Annotated in this window: 14 protein-coding genes; 7 read left to right on the top strand and 7 right to left on the bottom strand. The window is 75.8% G+C overall.

The window, feature by feature from the left end; all coding sequences use genetic code 11:
* Nucleotides 1-7: 7 nt before the first annotated feature.
* Genes ABD948_RS01885 through ABD948_RS01875 form a run of 3 tightly spaced genes read left to right on the top strand, consistent with a single transcriptional unit; the run spans nt 8 to nt 1,650 of the window.
* Nucleotides 8-298, top strand: a complete 291-nt coding sequence (locus tag ABD948_RS01885) for a hypothetical protein (RefSeq protein WP_345262351.1) — start codon at nt 8-10, stop codon at nt 296-298.
* A gap of 7 nt (nt 299-305) precedes the next feature.
* Complete coding sequence (locus ABD948_RS01880; RefSeq protein ID WP_345262350.1) at nt 306-1,190, top strand: hypothetical protein; 885 nt, start codon at nt 306-308, stop codon at nt 1,188-1,190.
* A complete protein-coding gene (locus ABD948_RS01875) occupies nt 1,165-1,650 on the top strand; it encodes a hypothetical protein (protein ID WP_345262349.1) in 486 nt (161 codons plus the stop codon). The genes ABD948_RS01880 and ABD948_RS01875 overlap by 26 nt, the downstream gene beginning before the upstream one ends.
* 10 nt (nt 1,651-1,660) lie before the next feature.
* Here ABD948_RS01875 and ABD948_RS01870 read toward each other — a convergent pair whose 3' ends face one another.
* The 5 genes from ABD948_RS01870 to ABD948_RS01850 form a co-directional block, all read right to left on the bottom strand.
* On the bottom strand, nt 1,661-2,551 hold the full coding sequence (locus ABD948_RS01870; RefSeq protein WP_345262348.1) for a hypothetical protein: 891 nt from the start codon (nt 2,549-2,551) through the stop codon (nt 1,661-1,663).
* On the bottom strand, nt 2,548-3,372 hold the full coding sequence (locus ABD948_RS01865; protein ID WP_345262347.1) for a hypothetical protein: 825 nt from the start codon (nt 3,370-3,372) through the stop codon (nt 2,548-2,550). Before ABD948_RS01865 ends, ABD948_RS01870 begins: the two co-directional genes overlap by 4 nt.
* A gap of 148 nt (nt 3,373-3,520) precedes the next feature.
* Complete coding sequence (hutI, locus tag ABD948_RS01860) at nt 3,521-4,660, bottom strand: imidazolonepropionase (RefSeq protein ID WP_345262346.1); 1,140 nt, start codon at nt 4,658-4,660, stop codon at nt 3,521-3,523.
* Complete coding sequence (locus ABD948_RS01855; RefSeq protein ID WP_345262345.1) at nt 4,657-5,994, bottom strand: formimidoylglutamate deiminase; 1,338 nt, start codon at nt 5,992-5,994, stop codon at nt 4,657-4,659. The genes hutI and ABD948_RS01855 overlap by 4 nt, the downstream gene beginning before the upstream one ends.
* Nucleotides 5,987-7,168 carry an allantoate amidohydrolase gene (locus tag ABD948_RS01850; RefSeq protein WP_345262344.1) on the bottom strand — a complete coding sequence of 394 codons (1,182 nt, stop codon included), beginning with the start codon at nt 7,166-7,168 and terminating at the stop codon, nt 5,987-5,989. Before ABD948_RS01850 ends, ABD948_RS01855 begins: the two co-directional genes overlap by 8 nt.
* 31 nt (nt 7,169-7,199) lie before the next feature.
* Here ABD948_RS01850 and ABD948_RS01845 point away from each other — a divergent pair, with 31 nt between their 5' ends.
* Nucleotides 7,200-7,820, top strand: coding sequence for a nitroreductase family protein (locus tag ABD948_RS01845; protein WP_345262343.1), 621 nt, complete (start codon nt 7,200-7,202; stop codon nt 7,818-7,820).
* Between the two features lie 22 nt (nt 7,821-7,842).
* Here ABD948_RS01845 and ABD948_RS01840 read toward each other — a convergent pair whose 3' ends face one another.
* The gene (locus ABD948_RS01840; protein ID WP_345262342.1) at nt 7,843-8,520 is read right to left on the bottom strand and encodes a response regulator; all 678 of its coding nucleotides are present in this window, start codon (nt 8,518-8,520) and stop codon (nt 7,843-7,845) included.
* Nucleotides 8,517-9,476, bottom strand: a complete 960-nt coding sequence (locus tag ABD948_RS01835) for a sensor histidine kinase (protein WP_345262341.1) — start codon at nt 9,474-9,476, stop codon at nt 8,517-8,519. Before ABD948_RS01835 ends, ABD948_RS01840 begins: the two co-directional genes overlap by 4 nt.
* 212 nt (nt 9,477-9,688) lie before the next feature.
* Between ABD948_RS01835 and ABD948_RS01830 the strand changes: the two genes are divergently transcribed.
* The 3 genes from ABD948_RS01830 to ABD948_RS01820 are packed head-to-tail and all read left to right on the top strand — an operon-like array spanning nt 9,689 to nt 14,025.
* The gene (locus ABD948_RS01830) at nt 9,689-11,197 is read left to right on the top strand and encodes a potassium/proton antiporter (protein ID WP_345262340.1); all 1,509 of its coding nucleotides are present in this window, start codon (nt 9,689-9,691) and stop codon (nt 11,195-11,197) included.
* A gap of 9 nt (nt 11,198-11,206) precedes the next feature.
* On the top strand, nt 11,207-12,553 hold the full coding sequence (locus ABD948_RS01825) for a M20/M25/M40 family metallo-hydrolase (protein WP_345262339.1): 1,347 nt from the start codon (nt 11,207-11,209) through the stop codon (nt 12,551-12,553).
* Nucleotides 12,550-14,025, top strand: coding sequence for an MFS transporter (locus ABD948_RS01820; RefSeq protein ID WP_345262338.1), 1,476 nt, complete (start codon nt 12,550-12,552; stop codon nt 14,023-14,025). The genes ABD948_RS01825 and ABD948_RS01820 overlap by 4 nt, the downstream gene beginning before the upstream one ends.
* Nucleotide 14,026: the final 1 nt, after the last annotated feature.

Below are 14,026 nucleotides of genomic sequence, written 5' to 3'. Positions count from 1 at the left end.
TGGCGGCATGTTCGACATCGACCCCACCGCCGTGCTGGCCACCGGCCGCACGCTGGTCCGCCACGGCCTCGACGTCGCCGACGACGCCGACGACGCCGCGGTCCCCGCTCCCGACACCGGTACCAGTCGCGCCGCGACCGCCGCCGGGCTCGAGCTGCTGCTCACCCGGAGCCACACCCTCAGCGACGCCCTGCGTGGCACCGGCGACGGACTCGAGGCGTTCGTCGAGAGCGTCGTCGAGCTCGACGGCGAGGTCGGTGCGCTGCACGGCCTGCTGCTGATGCAGGTCGGCGGGTGAGCCGGCGATGAGCATCGACACCTGGGTGGAGGGCAGCCCCGGGCCGTGCCGTGAGTCCGCCCGTCGCCTGCAGCAGCTCGCGGGCACGGTGCAGCACGGCGAGCAGCTGCTGGCCGCGCAGGCGCTGCCCGGTCGCGCCGGCTTCGAGGGGATGGCCGCGCAGGCCTACCGGGCCCGCTGCACCGGGCTCGCCCTCGCCGCCCGCCGTCTCGGCGAGCAGCTGGAGCTGCTGGCCGGCGCCCTGCTCGTGCTCGCCGACGACCTCGCCGACCTTCGGTCGCTGATGTCGCGGGTGCGCGCCGTCGCCCGCGGGCGGCTGGGCGTCGAGGGCTGGGTGGTGCAGGCACCCACGGCCGACGCCGAGCCCGAGCAGCGGGCGCTCTACCGCAGGCTCCACACCATCGCCGCCAAGGGCCGCGCCCTCGAGGACGCGGCGCAGCGTCGCTACCGCGCGGCGCTCAGCGGCGCCACCGGCCTGCCGCCGGCCCAGGAGGCAGGCTTCGCCTCGCCGGTCACCAGCGCGCCCACGGTGCCCAGCCTGCCTCCGGACGAGGCTCCGCGCAGTCCCACCGAGGACCCGCCCGCGCCGTCCGCCCCGTCCGCCCCGCCGCAGGACCGCGAGCCGGACCGCGTGGCGAACCCCGAGCCCGGCCGTGACCGCGGGAGGCACCCCGTCGCTGCGGCGCACCGCGCCACGCCGGCACCAGGTGGCGAGCGCCCGGCGACGGAGCCCCCCAGCCCACGGGCCTCGGGGCCCCGGATCCTGAGCGGCCTCGCCGCCGGCAGCCTGCCGGTGCTCACCGCGACGGTCGCGGGTCTGCACCGCCGCCTCGACACGTTGCTGACCCACGAGGAGGTGACCCGTGATGACGAGCACGGCACCCCTGCCTGACCCGGCGGACCTGCCCGAGCGGCCGGCCCTGCCCACCCTCCCGGGGCTGCCCGGCTGGGCCGTGCACACCTGTCCCGACCTGCTCGTGCTCACCGGCCGGCCGGGGACCGGCGGGGTGCGGCCCGAGGTGCGCGTCGAGCTGATCTCGCTCGGGGGGCCCGCGGACCCCCCGGACGTGCGGTCCTGGCGCGCCGTCGACCTGCACGTGCTGCGCAGGCACAGCCACGGGTTCGACGTCGAGGACGAGGACTGCTTCGAGCTGCACGGCCGCGACGTGCACTACCGGCGCTACGCCTGGCTCGAAGGTCGCCGCGACCTGCTCGGCGAGGAGTGGGCGTGGGCGCTGCCGGGGCTCGGCGCGCTGGTGGCGGCGCGGCTGCACCGGGCCGACTACGGCCGGTGGTGCGACCTCACCGAGGACCTCGCCGACCTGGTGGTGGCGCAGCTGGGTCGCCCCTGACCGGTCCCGCTCAGCGCGGCGGCTCCCAGTGCTGCACCGCGCTGACGCCTCGCTCGGTCTCCAGCTCTGCCCGGCGCTCGGGGTGCTCGAGGTAGAACCGGCACACCTCCAGCACGGCGATCGGTGGCGCCGCCAGGGCGTCGATGTCGAGGGTGGGCGTGGTGCCGGTGCGCGCCATCATCGAGAGCCCGGTGGTCTCCTCGGGCGTCAGCTCCAGCGTGGTCTCGACGCTGAGCCAGTTGTTGACCGCCACGGTGGCTCCGCTGCGCGCCTTCACCTTGGTCCAGTGTTGCCGCAGCCGCGTAACGGTTTCCCACGGCACCGTCACGTGGACCGCCTCGCTGCGCAGCACGAGCGCGTCGGGTCGCAGCATCAACCCCTGGTGCGGCGTCAGCCGGTTCCGCACGCCGGCGTACACGCCGATGAGGAGGAGCGCGCCGAAGCCACCGGGGAACAGCCCCTGCAGCACCTCGCCCGGCCGGCTGGCGATCGCGGCCTCCACGGCCATCCCGATGCCCGCACCGGCCAGCACGAGCCCCAGCACCCCCCACGCGTAGAGGGTCGCCCACCGATGGGGACGGGTGGGGACCAGCACACCGGTGCTGGTGCCGGGAGTGGGCGGGTCGAGCGGATCCGCCGGAGGGGTGAAGAGGCGTGCCGGTCGAGGTCGGGGGTCCCGGCCCGCGGTGAGCATCAGCACCGCCAGGCCCACCAGCGTCAGGAAGACCGCCGCCAGCCAGGCCTGCGCCTGCGCCGCGCCCCCGGCGCTCACCAGCAGGATGCCGCCCAGGATCACGGAGGCACCGACGGTCAGCCGGCGCGAGGAGCGGTGGTCGTGGTGCCAGCCCTCGCCCTCGCTGTTGAACTCGGTCGGCGTGGTGCCGGGCAGCTCGGTGCTCATCGGACCCCCTCCCGCTCGCGGTGCCGCTCGCAGGCCTCCGCGAGCCGCCGCAACCCCTGCGACGTCGCGAGCTCATCACGCCGCTCCGGGTGCTCCAGGTAGGAGCGACAGAGCTCCAGCACCGCACCGGGTGGCACGGCCACGGCCTCGATGTCGACGGTCGGGACCGTCCCGGTGCCGGCGAAGGCCGAGAGCGCGGTGCTCTCGCCGCGCGCCAGCGGCGGGGCCACCTCGATGCTGAGCCACGAGCGCACCGCCACGGTGACGCCGCGGGCGCGCTGCCGGCTCCAGTGCGGGCGGACCCGGGTGATGGACTCCCAGGGCAGGACGACGGGCTTGGCCTGGGTACGCAGCACCAGCGCGTCGGGGCGCAGCAGCAGCCCCTGGCGCGGAGTCGAGCGGTGACGCACCCCGGACCAGGTGGCGCCGAGGACCACCATCCCCAGGAGCAGGGCGACGCCGCCCGCGAGCACGGCGCCCGTCACCTCCGCCCGGTCGGGCGCGCCAGCAGACACGAGCTGGTCCAGCGCCAGCGCCACCCCGGACACCGACAGCAACAGCCCGAGGAGCAGCCAGGTCACGAGCACCACCGGCCGCGCCGGGCGCGCCGGCAGCAGCACGCCCTCGCCCTCCGCGAGCTGCGGCGTCCGTGACATCGGGTCCCGGCCGAGCCGCAGGACGGCGGCTCCCACCGCGATCGCGAGCAGCAGGCCGGCGGCCGGCCAGGCTCCGTTGACCGCCGCCGCGGCCGCCACGAGGACGAGCAGGCCCGCGATCACCGTGGCCACCGTCCGCGACCGGTTGCCGACCGCGTCTCCCAAGTGCCACCCCTCGCCCCGTTCGTGCCCCTCGAGAGGGGTCACCTCCTGCTGCGCGTCGTGCGGGTCGGGCACGGGTCCTCCAGGGCGTCGTCAGGCGAGGTCGGGGAGATCGACCGCGCACGTCTCCGGTATCCAGCGCGGACATCCATCAGACCGGCCGCCCGCCGACCCACGTCTGCGCCACCAGCGGCACACCCGGCCGGTAGGCCAGGTGCACGTGGCTCGAGGCCTCGAGCACCGCCAGGTCGGCGCGGGCACCGACCTCGAGCCGACCGACGTCGGTGCGCCCCAGGGCGGCGGCGCCGCCGGCGGTGGCGGCGGTGACGGCCTCGGCCGGCGTCAGGCCCATCTCGCGCACGGCCACCGCGATGCAGAACGGCAGCGAGGAGGTGAAGCACGAGCCGGGGTTGCAGTCCGAGGCGAGCGCGATGCGGACGCCGGCGTCGAGCAGGGCGCGGGCGTCGGGGTAGGGCTGCCGGGTGCTCCACTCGACGCCGGGCAGCAGGGTCGCCACCGTGCCGGAGCCACGAAGCGCCTCGACGTCGGCGGGCTCGAGGTAGGTGCAGTGGTCGACGGCGGCGAGGCCGAGCTCGCACGCCAGCCTGACGCCAGGGCCGGGGCCCAGCTGGTTGGCGTGCAACCTGCCTCGCAGACCGGCCCGCTCGCCGGCAGAGAGCACCGCTCTGGCCTGGTCGTCGTCGAAGGCCCCGCGCTCGCAGAACACGTCGATCCAGCGGGCGTGCGGGGCGCACGCCTCCAGCATCGGACCGGTCACCAGGTCGACGTAGGCGGCGGGGTCCTCGGCGTGCTCCGCCGGCACCACGTGGGCACCCAGGAACGTCGTCTCGTCGGTGAACTGCCGCGCCACCGCCAGCGAGCGCGCCTCGTCGTGCACGGTGAGTCCGTAGCCGCTCTTGACCTCCACCGTGGTGGTGCCCTGGCGGCGCATCTCGCCGAGCAGCCGCGCCACGTGGGCCGTCAGCTGCTCGTCGGTGGCGGCGCGGGTGGCCGCCACGGTGGTGCGGATGCCCCCCGCCGCGTACGGCTCACCCGCCATCCTGGCGGCGAACTCCGCGGAACGGTCGCCGGCGAAGACCAGGTGGCTGTGGGAGTCCACGAAGCCGGGGAGCACCGCGCGGCCGGCGAGCTCGACGACGGCGTCGGCCTCGGGCGCCTCGCGCTGCTCCCCCACCCAGGCGATGCGGTCACCGTCGGTCACGAGTGCCGGTGACACGAGGTGCGGGTGCCCGAAGAGCTCCCCCGCGCCCGTCAGCAGCGTGCTCGTCATCGCGCCCCCTCCTCCACCAGCTGCCAGGCAGCGGCCACCGCCTCGGCCAGCAGCGCGCCCACCTCGGGTCGCTGCGCCGCCGTGTGCACCACGCGTCCGTCGGCCACCACGTGCACCACGTCGGCGGCGGTGGCCGCGAAGACGGCGGTGTGCTCGTCGGCTCCCGTGCCGGCGGTCGCCGGGCCGTCGGTCGTGAGCGTCACCAGGTCGGCGCGCCGACCGACGGCGATCTCACCGGCGTCGGCGAACCCCAGGCTGGCGTGTCCGACGGCGGTTGCGGCGTCGAGCAGCTCGGCAGCGCTCCAGTGCCCGCGCCGCCCGGACACCAGGCGCTCGTGCAGCTCGACGGCGCGCATCTCCTCGAAGAGGTCGACGACGGCGTGGCTGTCGGAGCCCAGCGTGAGCGGGCTCCCCGCCTCGTGCAGCGCCCGCGAGGGCCCGACGCCGTCGGCCAGGTCGCGCTCGGTGGTGGGGCAGAAGCAGGCGTGCGTGCCGCTGGTGCCCAGCAGCGCGACGTCGTCGTCGGTGAGGTGGGTGGCGTGCACGGCGGTGGTCAGCGGCCCGAGCACCCCGCGCTCGGCGAGCAGCCCGGTGGGCGTGAGGCCGTGGGCGGCCAGGCAGGCCTCGTTCTCGGCCGGCTGCTCGGAGAGGTGCACGTGCAAAGGCCGGCCCGCGGCCGCCTGCGCGACGGTCGCCAGCTGGTCGGCCGGCACCGCGCGCACCGAGTGCACCGCCGCCCCGACGACGACGCCGGGCTCCTCGGCCAGCCGCTCGACGAGGTCGTCGAACCGCTCCGCCCAGGCGTCCGCGTCGTCGTCGCCGAACCTCAGCTGCGCGCCGGCGGGCGCCTCCCCGAACCCCGCGGCGAGGTAGCAGGTGTCGAGCAGCGTGAGCCGGACGCCGACGGTCCGGGCCGCCTGCACCAGCACCAGGTCCATCTGCTGCGGGTCGCCGTAGGGCGCTCCGCCCGGCTGGTGGTGCAGGTAGTGGAACTCGCCCACGGCGGTGATGCCCGCGGCCGCCATCTCGCGGAACACCGCCGTGGCCAGCGCCTGGTAGGTCCGTGGGTCGAGCGCCCCGGCCAGGGCGTACATCTGCTCGCGCCAGGTCCAGAACGTGCCGCCGCCGCGCTGCGTGCGCCCCCGCAGGGCGCGGTGGAAGGCGTGGCTGTGGCAGTTGGCCAGCCCCGGGATCGTCAGCCCCGGCAGCGGCGTGCCCGCGGAGCCACCACCGACGTCGACGCGCGTGAAGCGGCCCGCCTCGACCTCCACCACCACCTGGTCGCGGACGGCGCCGCCGACCCAGGCGCGTTCGAGGGTGTAGGCCTCAGCCATCGGTGAGCAGCTCCTGCAGCGCGTCGGCCAGCGCGGCGACGCCGGCGTGGCAGTCGGCCGCCTCCGCGTGCTCGGCCGGCGAGTGCGAGACGCCCGTGGGGTTGCGCACGAACAGCATGGCGGTGGGGATGCCCGCCGCGGCGAGCACGCCCGCGTCGTGCCCGGCGGCCGTGGGGATCACCGGCAGGTCCCCGGCCAGGCGCGCCGTCAGCGTGGCGTCGAACTCCACGAGCCCCGAGACCGACTCGGGCGTGACGACGAGCGCGGTGCCGTCGCGGTCCGCGCGCTCGCCGGCCTGCCGCTCCACGGCTACCAGCAGCGCATCCAGCTGCGCGGGAGTGGGCGCACGTGCGTCGAGCCACGCGCTCACCCGCCCGGGCACGGCGTTGGTGCCGCCGGGGCTCACCTCGACCCGACCGAAGGTGGCCCGGGCCCCGCCCAGGCGAGCCTGCTTGTTGGCCGCCAGCGCCGTCATGGCGAAGGTCAGCATCGGGTCGGCGCGGTCCTCCATGCGCGTGGTGCCGGCGTGGTCGGCACGACCGGAGAGGTCGAAGCGGTAGCGACCGTGCGGCCAGATGCCGCTGCCCCAGCCCACGGCGGCGTCGCGGTGCACGAGGTCGCGCCCCTGCTCCACGTGCAGCTCCACGTAGCGGCCGACCCCGGCCAGCAGCCCGGGCCCGCCCCCCTCGACGACGTCGGCGAGAGCAGTGCCCTCGCGGTCGCGCAGCTCGCGCGCCCGCTCCCAGTCGACGGCGCCGGTGGCCAGTCGCGAGCCCAGGCAGGCCAGGCCGAACCGCGAGCCCTCCTCCTCCACGAACACCGCGACCCCGAGCGGCCGCGCCGGTCGCACGCCGCGCTCGCGCAGCACGTCGAGCGCCGCCAGGGCCGAGACCACGCCGAGCGGTCCGTCGAAGGCACCCCCGTCGACCACCGAGTCCAGGTGCGACCCGGTCAGCACCCCCGGCCCCGCGGCACCCGGCGGCTCCCACCACGCCACGGTGTTGCCGGTGGCGTCACGCTCGAGCCGCAGCCCGCGCGCGGCGGCCTGCTCGGCGAACCAGGCGTCGAGCTCGCGCTCGGCGGTGAGGAACGGCTGGCGGTGGTAGCCGCCGGAGACCGCCGAGCGGCCCACCGGCACGAGGTCGGCCCACATCCGCTCGAGGTCGTCGACCACCGTGCCCGCCCACCCTTCCTATGCTCCGCCCATGGAGTTCTCCGAGGTCGTCCGGCGACGCCGCATGGTGCGCAGCTACGCCGAGCGAGAGGTCGAGCCTGCCACCATCGACCGCGCCCTCGCCAACGCCACGCGCGCGCCCAGCGCGGGCTTCAGCCAGGGCTGGGCCTTCCTGCGCCTGGACACCCCCGAGGCCGTCGAGCGGTTCTGGCGCGCCAGCAGCGACGACGTCGACCGCCCCGGCGCCTGGCTGGCCGGCATGATGCGCGCACCCGTGGTGGTGCTGCCCTGCAGCAGCAAGGCGGCCTACGTGGAGCGGTACGCCGAGCCCGACAAGGGCTGGACCGACCGCGACGAGAGCCGCTGGCAGATGCCCTACTGGCACCTGGACGCCGCGATGGCCTCGCTGCTGATCCTGCAGACGGCCGTCGACGAGGGCCTGGGCGCCTGCTTCTTCGGCATCGCCGCCGGCCGCGAGCCGGCCCTGCGCGAGGCCTTCGGCATCCCTGCCACGCACGACCCCATCGGCGCCATCACCCTCGGCCACCCCGCCGAGCCCGCCGAGTCGGCGCGCGGCGCGCAGGGGTCACCGGCACGGCGTCGCCGTCGCCCCTGGCAGGAGGTCGTGCACACCGGTCACTGGGGCGGCTGACCAGGCCGGACGCCCCGACCCGTCAGGGCTCGATCAACCCCGCCCGGATCGCGTAGCGGGTCAGCTGGGTGCGGTCGCGCATCCCGAGGCGGCCGAGGATGTTCTCGCGGTGGCGCTCCACGGTGCGCACCGAGATGGTGAGCGTGACGGCGATCTCCTTGGAGGAGAGCCCCTCGGCGATCAGCTTCAGCACCTCGTCCTCGCGCGGGGTCAGCACCGACTCGGGCACCGAGGCACCCCGCCGCAGCCGGTCGAGGTAGTCGCGGGCCAGGGCGCCCATCGCCCCGGGGTAGACGAACGCCTCGCCGCGCATCACCGCGCGCACGGCGGCCACGAGGTCCTGGTCGGCCACCGACTTCAGCACGTAGCCCGAGGCCCCCAGCCGCAGCGCCTGGAAGAAGTACTGCTCGTGGTCGTGCATCGAGAGCATCAGCATCCGCGGCGGGTCGCCGCGCCGGGCCAGCTCGCGGGCGGCCTGCAGCCCGGTCATCGTGGGCATCGCGATGTCGAGCACCGCGACGTCGATCGGTGCGCCCGCCGCCTGTGCCTCGCGCACGGCGGCCACCGCCTCGGCGCCGTCACCGGCCTCCGCCACCACCGCCAGGTCGGGTTCGTGCTCGAGGATCAGCCGGACGCCGCGCCGCACCAGGGCGTGGTCGTCGGCCAGCAGGATCCGCACCGGCTCGGCCGACGCGCTCACGGCACCGGCACCTCGAGCCGCACGGTGGTCCCGCTGCGGTCGCTCGCGACCCGCAGGGTGCCGCCCACCAGCAGGGCGCGGTCTCGCATGCCCAGCATCCCGGCGCCCTCCCGCGTGGCGGCGTCGACGTCGAACCCGCAGCCGTCGTCGCGCACCTCCAACACCACCACCTCCGCCCGGCGGGTCAGCGAGAGCCGCACCGACCGGGCCGCCGCGTGGCGCAGCACGTTGGTGAGCGCCTCCTGGGCCACCCGGTAGACCACCAGCTCGGCCTCGGGTGCGAGGTCGGGCAGCCCGGCGCCGACGGCGCGCTCCACCCGAGGTCCGCCGCGCTCCCCCACCTCGGAGGCCAGCGAGGCGAGCGCCGTCGTCAGACCGAGGTCGTCGAGCACGCCGGGCCGCAGCCGGCGCGCGACCCGGCGGACGTCGTCCAGGCCGCTGCGGGCGCTGTCGCGCAGGTCGGCCAGCTCCGTGGCCAGCGCGGGCGGCGCCTTCTCCACCGCCCGGCTCAGGCCCAGCAGGACGACGGTGAGCTGTTGCCCGATCTCGTCGTGCAGCTCGCGGGCGATCCGCTCCCGCTCGGCCTCCTGCGCCGAGATGGCCCGCACGTTGCCGTCGGACCGCTCCCGCTCGAGGCGGTCGATCATCGCGTTGTAGGTGCCCACCAGCCGGCCGCCCGGCCCGGGCGCGCCCTCCGCGAGCCGCTGCTCGCTGCCGGGCAGGCGCACGGTGGCCATCTGGGCCACCACCCGGTCGATCGGCGCGAGGCTGCGGCGCAGCAGCACCGCGTTGAGGCCCAGCATCGCCAGCAGGCCCACCACCAGCACCGCCACCTCGGAGGGCAGCACCTCGGAGGAGACGGTCGCCGGCGTGACCACCAGCGCCAGCAGGCCCAGCACGAAGACCCCGCCGTTGATCAGGCAGACCCTCCAGTACAGCGGCAGCGAGTGGCCCATGCGCGCACCCTAGTGAGCCGCGGCCGCGCACAGATGGGGTGCGGACCCCATTCCGCGACGCGGCCGCCACGGGCAGGCTGGAGCACGCCGAGGCCGACATCCCCCGATGCCGGCACGGCAGCGCCAGTGCCGGGCGGCCAGGGATCCCGAGACCGTGGCCGTCCGGCGCGGCGCCCAGGTCAGGCAGATCCGGCAGGTCAGGAAGCAGGTGCATGGACCCGGCCGACCTCAACCTGAGCCTCCTGCTGGGTGCCGGGGTGCTGATCATCGCGGTCGCCGCCGTGCGCGTCACCTCGCGCGCCGGGCTGCCCAGCCTGCTCGTCTACCTCGCCATCGGCCTGGTGATCGGCGAGTCCGGCCTCGGGGTGCAGTTCGAGGACGCCGACCTCACCCAGGTGCTCGGCACCGTGGCGCTGGCGGTGATCCTGGCCGAGGGCGGCTTCACCACCGAGTGGCGCAGCGTGCGCCCGGTCGCGCCGCTGGCGGCGGTGCTGGCGACCGTCGGGGTCGGTGTCTCGGTCGCCGTCACCTCCTCGCTGGCCTACGTGCTGCTCGACGTCGACCTGCGCACGGCCATCCTGCTGGGGGCGGTGGCCTCCTCGACCGACGCCGCCGCGGTGTTCTCGGTGCTGCGCGCCCTGCCGGTGCGCAGCCGGCTGCGCGCCGCGGTGGAGGCGGAGTCGGGGTTCAACGACCCGCCGGTGATCATCCTGGTCACGGTGGTGGCCTCCGACGCCTGGGACGGCTCGCCGGGCATCGGCCTGCTGGGCGCCGTCGGCTACCAGCTGGTGCTGGGTCTGGTGCTGGGCTTCGTGGTGGCGCGGGCCGGCCTGTGGGTGCTCGCGCGCAGCGCGCTGCCGGCGTCCGGGCTCTACCCGATCGCCACCCTGGCGATCGCGTTCCTGGCGTTCGCCGTGGCCGGCAGCAGCGGCGGCTCGGCGCTGATGGCGATCTACGTGGCGGGGCTGACCCTCGGCAACGCCCCCCTGCCCCACCGGGCGGCCACCGCCTCGTTCATCGACGGGCTCGCGTGGCTGGCCCAGATCGGCCTGTTCGTGCTGCTCGGCCTGCTCGCCAGCCCGGAGCGGCTGTGGGAGGCGCTGCCCACCGCGGTGGTGGTGGGCGGTGCCCTGACCCTGGTGGCCCGCCCGCTCTCGGTGGCCGTCTGCGCGACCCCGTTCGGGGTGCCGTGGCGCGACCAGGCGTTCATCAGCTGGGCCGGCCTGCGCGGCGCGGTGCCCATCGTGCTCGCCACGATCCCCCTCAGCGCGGGCCTGCCGGGCGCCACGCGCATCTTCGACGTCGTGTTCCTGCTCGTCGTCGTGTTCACGCTGGTGCAGGGCCCCACCCTGCCGTGGGTGGCGCGCCGCCTGGGCGCCGTCGCGGAGCAGAACCCGCGCGAGGTCGCGGTCGAGTCCGCCCCGCTGGAGTCGGTCGGCGCGGCGCTGCTGCAGTTCGCGGTGCCGCCGGGCTCGCGCCTGGCCGGCGTCGAGGTGGCCGAGCTGCGCCTGCCGCCCGACGTCGCCGTCTCGCTGGTGCTGCGTGAGGGACGGCTCTTCTCCCCCACCGGCGCCACCGCGCTGCGCCACGGCGACCACGTGCTGGTGGCCGCCCCGCGCGAGGCGCGGGAGGTGGTGGAGGAGCGGCTGCGCGCCGTCAGCGAGCACGGGCGGCTGGCCGGCTGGCACCGCTCCCTCGACCGCGGCGCACGGGTGCCCTAGCCTCCGTCCATGCCTGGGGAGGGATCGGCGCTGCCGCACGCCGTCAGCGCGCTGCAGGCACTCGTCCGCATCCCGACCGTCAGCCACCGCGACGCCGCGCGCACCGACGCAGGCGCGTTCGACCGGCTGCTCGACGAGCTGGCAGCGCAGTTCCCGCTGGTGCACGCCCGGCTCGAGCTCACCCGCGTCGGCACGCACGGCCTGCTGTTCCGCTGGGACGGCGCCAGCGACGCGCAGCCACTGGTGCTGATGGCACACCTCGACGTCGTCCCGGTCGAGGGGCAGCAGTGGTCGCGCGACCCGTTCTCCGGGGAGATCCACGACGGCGCCGTCTGGGGCCGCGGCACCCTCGACGACAAGGGCTGCGTCGTCGGCATCTGCCAGGCCGTCGAGTCGCTGCTTGAGCAGGACCACGTGCCCGCCCAGGACGTGTGGCTCTCCTTCGGCTGCGACGAGGAGGTCTCCGGCACCGCGGCGCAGGAAGCGGTGGCCGTGCTGCGCGAGCGCGGCGTGCGGCCGTGGGTGGTGGTCGACGAGGGCGGCGCGATCGCCACCGAGGCCTTCCCCGGCATCCGGGCACCGCTCGGCGTCGTCGGCGTCACCGAGAAGGGCACCACCGACCTCGAGCTGCGCGTCGACGGTGCCGGTGGCCACGCCAGCACCCCGGCCCGCCACGGCCCCACCGCGCGTCTGGCCCGCGCCATCACCCGGCTCGACGACGCCCCCATGCCGGCCTCGCTGCCCGCCCCCACCGTGGAGCTGTTCCGACGCCTGGCCGCCCACGCCCCGCTGCCCCTGCGACCGCTCTTCGCCCGCGCCGAGCGGTTGCGCCCGGCGCTCACCCGGGTGCTGCTGGCCGCCGGTCCCGAGACGGCCGCGATGGCGCGCACCACCTTCGCCGTCACCACGCTGGCCGGCTCGCCCGCGCTGAACGTGATCGCGACGACGGCACGCGCCGGCGTCAACGTGCGGGTGATGCTGGGCGACACCGTGGAGGGCGTGGTGGCGCACGTGCGCCGCGTCGTGGCCGACGACGCCGTGCAGGTGAACGTGCTCGAGCACGGGGAGCCCAGCCCGCTCTCGCCGATGACCTCCGAGGACCCGGGCTTCGCGCTGCTCGAGCGCACGATCACCGAGGTCTTCCCCGACGCCGTGCCGACGCCCTACGTGATGATGGCCGCCACCGACTCGCGGCACTTCACCGCGATCTGCGAGCGCGTCTACCGCTTCGCGCCCTTCCGGATGACCAGGGCGCAGCGGCAGTCCATCCACGCCGCCGACGAGCACCTCGGCGTCGAGGCGCTGCTCGAGGGCGTGCGCTGGTACCGGCGGCTGGTCGAGGAGCTGCCCCGATGAGTCTCCCGCTCCCGGGGCTCCCGACCCGGCCCGCCCAGAGCCTGCTGGCCGTCGTCGGCCTGCTCGCCGCCGTCGAGGTGGCCAGCGGCGTGCTGCAGGGCTTCTACACCCCGATCTTCCCGCAGATCGCCGACCACCTGTCGGTGAGCGAGGGCGACGTCAACTGGTTCGAGGCCGCGCAGCTGGTGGTGAGCGCCCTGTGCGTGCCGCTGCTGGCGCGGCTCTCGGACCTGGTGGGGCCCAAGAAGGTGCTGGTGCTCTCCACCGCCGTGACGGCGCTGGGCTCGTGGGTGCTGGCGGTGGCGCCGTCGTTCACCACCTTCCTCGTCGGGTGGGCGCTGCAGGGTGCCTACGTGGTGTGGCTGCCGCTCGAGGTGGCGCTGATCCACCGACGCACCCGCGACTCCGGCCGGCAGGCGGTGCTCACCCGCCGCGGCGCCGCGGTGCTCGTGGGCGTGCTCGAGCTCTCGGTGATCGTGGGTGCCCTTACCAGCGGGATGCTCGTCGAGACCCTCGACATGAACCTGGTGCTGGCGCTCCCCGCGATCGTGGTCACCGCCGTGCTGCTGGTGATCCTGGTGGGCATCGAGGACACCCCCGGCGAGGGCAGCGGCGGCATCGACTGGACCGGCCTGGCGTGGATCACCGGCGCGCTCGGCCTGGTGATGGGTGGCCTGGTGGCGCTGCGGCTCGACGGCGCCGCGAGCCTGCTGCCGTGGGCGCTGGTGCTGGCCGGACTGGCCACCCTGGTGCCGTTCGCCCGGCACTCGCTGCGGGTGCCCGAGCCGCTCGTCGACGTCCGGCTGCTCGCCACCCCCGCGCAGTGGCCCGTGCAGACCACGGCGTTCCTCTTCGGCGTGCCGGTGCTGGGCGGGCAGATCCCGCTCTCCACGTTCGCGCAGGCCGACCCCGCGGTGCGCGGCTACGGGCTGGGCGCCGAGGCGGCGTTCGTCTCGACCCTGATCGGCGTCTACGTCGTCACCCTGGCGATCGGCGCCTTCACGCTGCCGCTGACCGCACGGCTGCTCGGCATGCGCGGCGCGCTGGTGGGCTCCTCGCTGCTCGTGGCCGTCGGCTACGCGCTGTGGATCCCGTTCCACGACACGACCGCGCAGGCGCTCACCAACATGGCGGTCGCCGGCCTCGGCTCCGGCGCCCTGGTCGCCGCGCTCCCTGCAGCGGCCGCAGCGGCGGCGCCCGCGCACCGCACCGGCTTCGCCACCGGCATGACCAACGCCACCAAGACCGTGGGCGGCGCGATCGCCTCCTCGATCTTCGCCATCGCGCTGGCCGCCGACGGCATCGACGGCGTCACCCGCGCCGAGGCGCCGCTCTCGGGCTACCTGACGGTCTGGGCGGTCTGCTCCGGCGCGGCGCTGTTGGCCGCCCTCGCCCTGCTCGCCGCTCCGCGGCACGCGTTCGGCGACCGTGAGGCGATCACCGCCGACCCGCTCTCACCGCTGCCTTCCTAGA

It is taken from the genome of Nocardioides nanhaiensis, from assembly GCF_039542785.1.
Lineage (GTDB): Bacteria > Actinomycetota > Actinomycetes > Propionibacteriales > Nocardioidaceae > Nocardioides > Nocardioides nanhaiensis.
The sequence above is the reverse complement of the archived record's forward strand: the minus strand, read 5'-3'. Positions and strand labels throughout refer to the sequence as shown.

Coding starts and splice junctions, on each gene's coding strand:
- ABD948_RS01835 (WP_345262341.1), bottom strand. CDS start 9,476: ATGGGCCACTCGCTGCCGCTGTACTGGAGGGTCTGCCTGATCAACGGC.
- ABD948_RS01825 (WP_345262339.1), top strand. CDS start 11,207: ATGCCTGGGGAGGGATCGGCGCTGCCGCACGCCGTCAGCGCGCTGCAG.
- hutI (WP_345262346.1), bottom strand. CDS start 4,660: ATGACGAGCACGCTGCTGACGGGCGCGGGGGAGCTCTTCGGGCACCCG.
- ABD948_RS01855 (WP_345262345.1), bottom strand. CDS start 5,994: ATGGCTGAGGCCTACACCCTCGAACGCGCCTGGGTCGGCGGCGCCGTC.
- ABD948_RS01875 (WP_345262349.1), top strand. CDS start 1,165: ATGACGAGCACGGCACCCCTGCCTGACCCGGCGGACCTGCCCGAGCGG.
- ABD948_RS01830 (WP_345262340.1), top strand. CDS start 9,689: ATGGACCCGGCCGACCTCAACCTGAGCCTCCTGCTGGGTGCCGGGGTG.
- ABD948_RS01880 (WP_345262350.1), top strand. CDS start 306: ATGAGCATCGACACCTGGGTGGAGGGCAGCCCCGGGCCGTGCCGTGAG.
- ABD948_RS01885 (WP_345262351.1), top strand. CDS start 8: ATGTTCGACATCGACCCCACCGCCGTGCTGGCCACCGGCCGCACGCTG.
- ABD948_RS01820 (WP_345262338.1), top strand. CDS start 12,550: ATGAGTCTCCCGCTCCCGGGGCTCCCGACCCGGCCCGCCCAGAGCCTG.
- ABD948_RS01870 (WP_345262348.1), bottom strand. CDS start 2,551: ATGAGCACCGAGCTGCCCGGCACCACGCCGACCGAGTTCAACAGCGAG.
- ABD948_RS01845 (WP_345262343.1), top strand. CDS start 7,200: ATGGAGTTCTCCGAGGTCGTCCGGCGACGCCGCATGGTGCGCAGCTAC.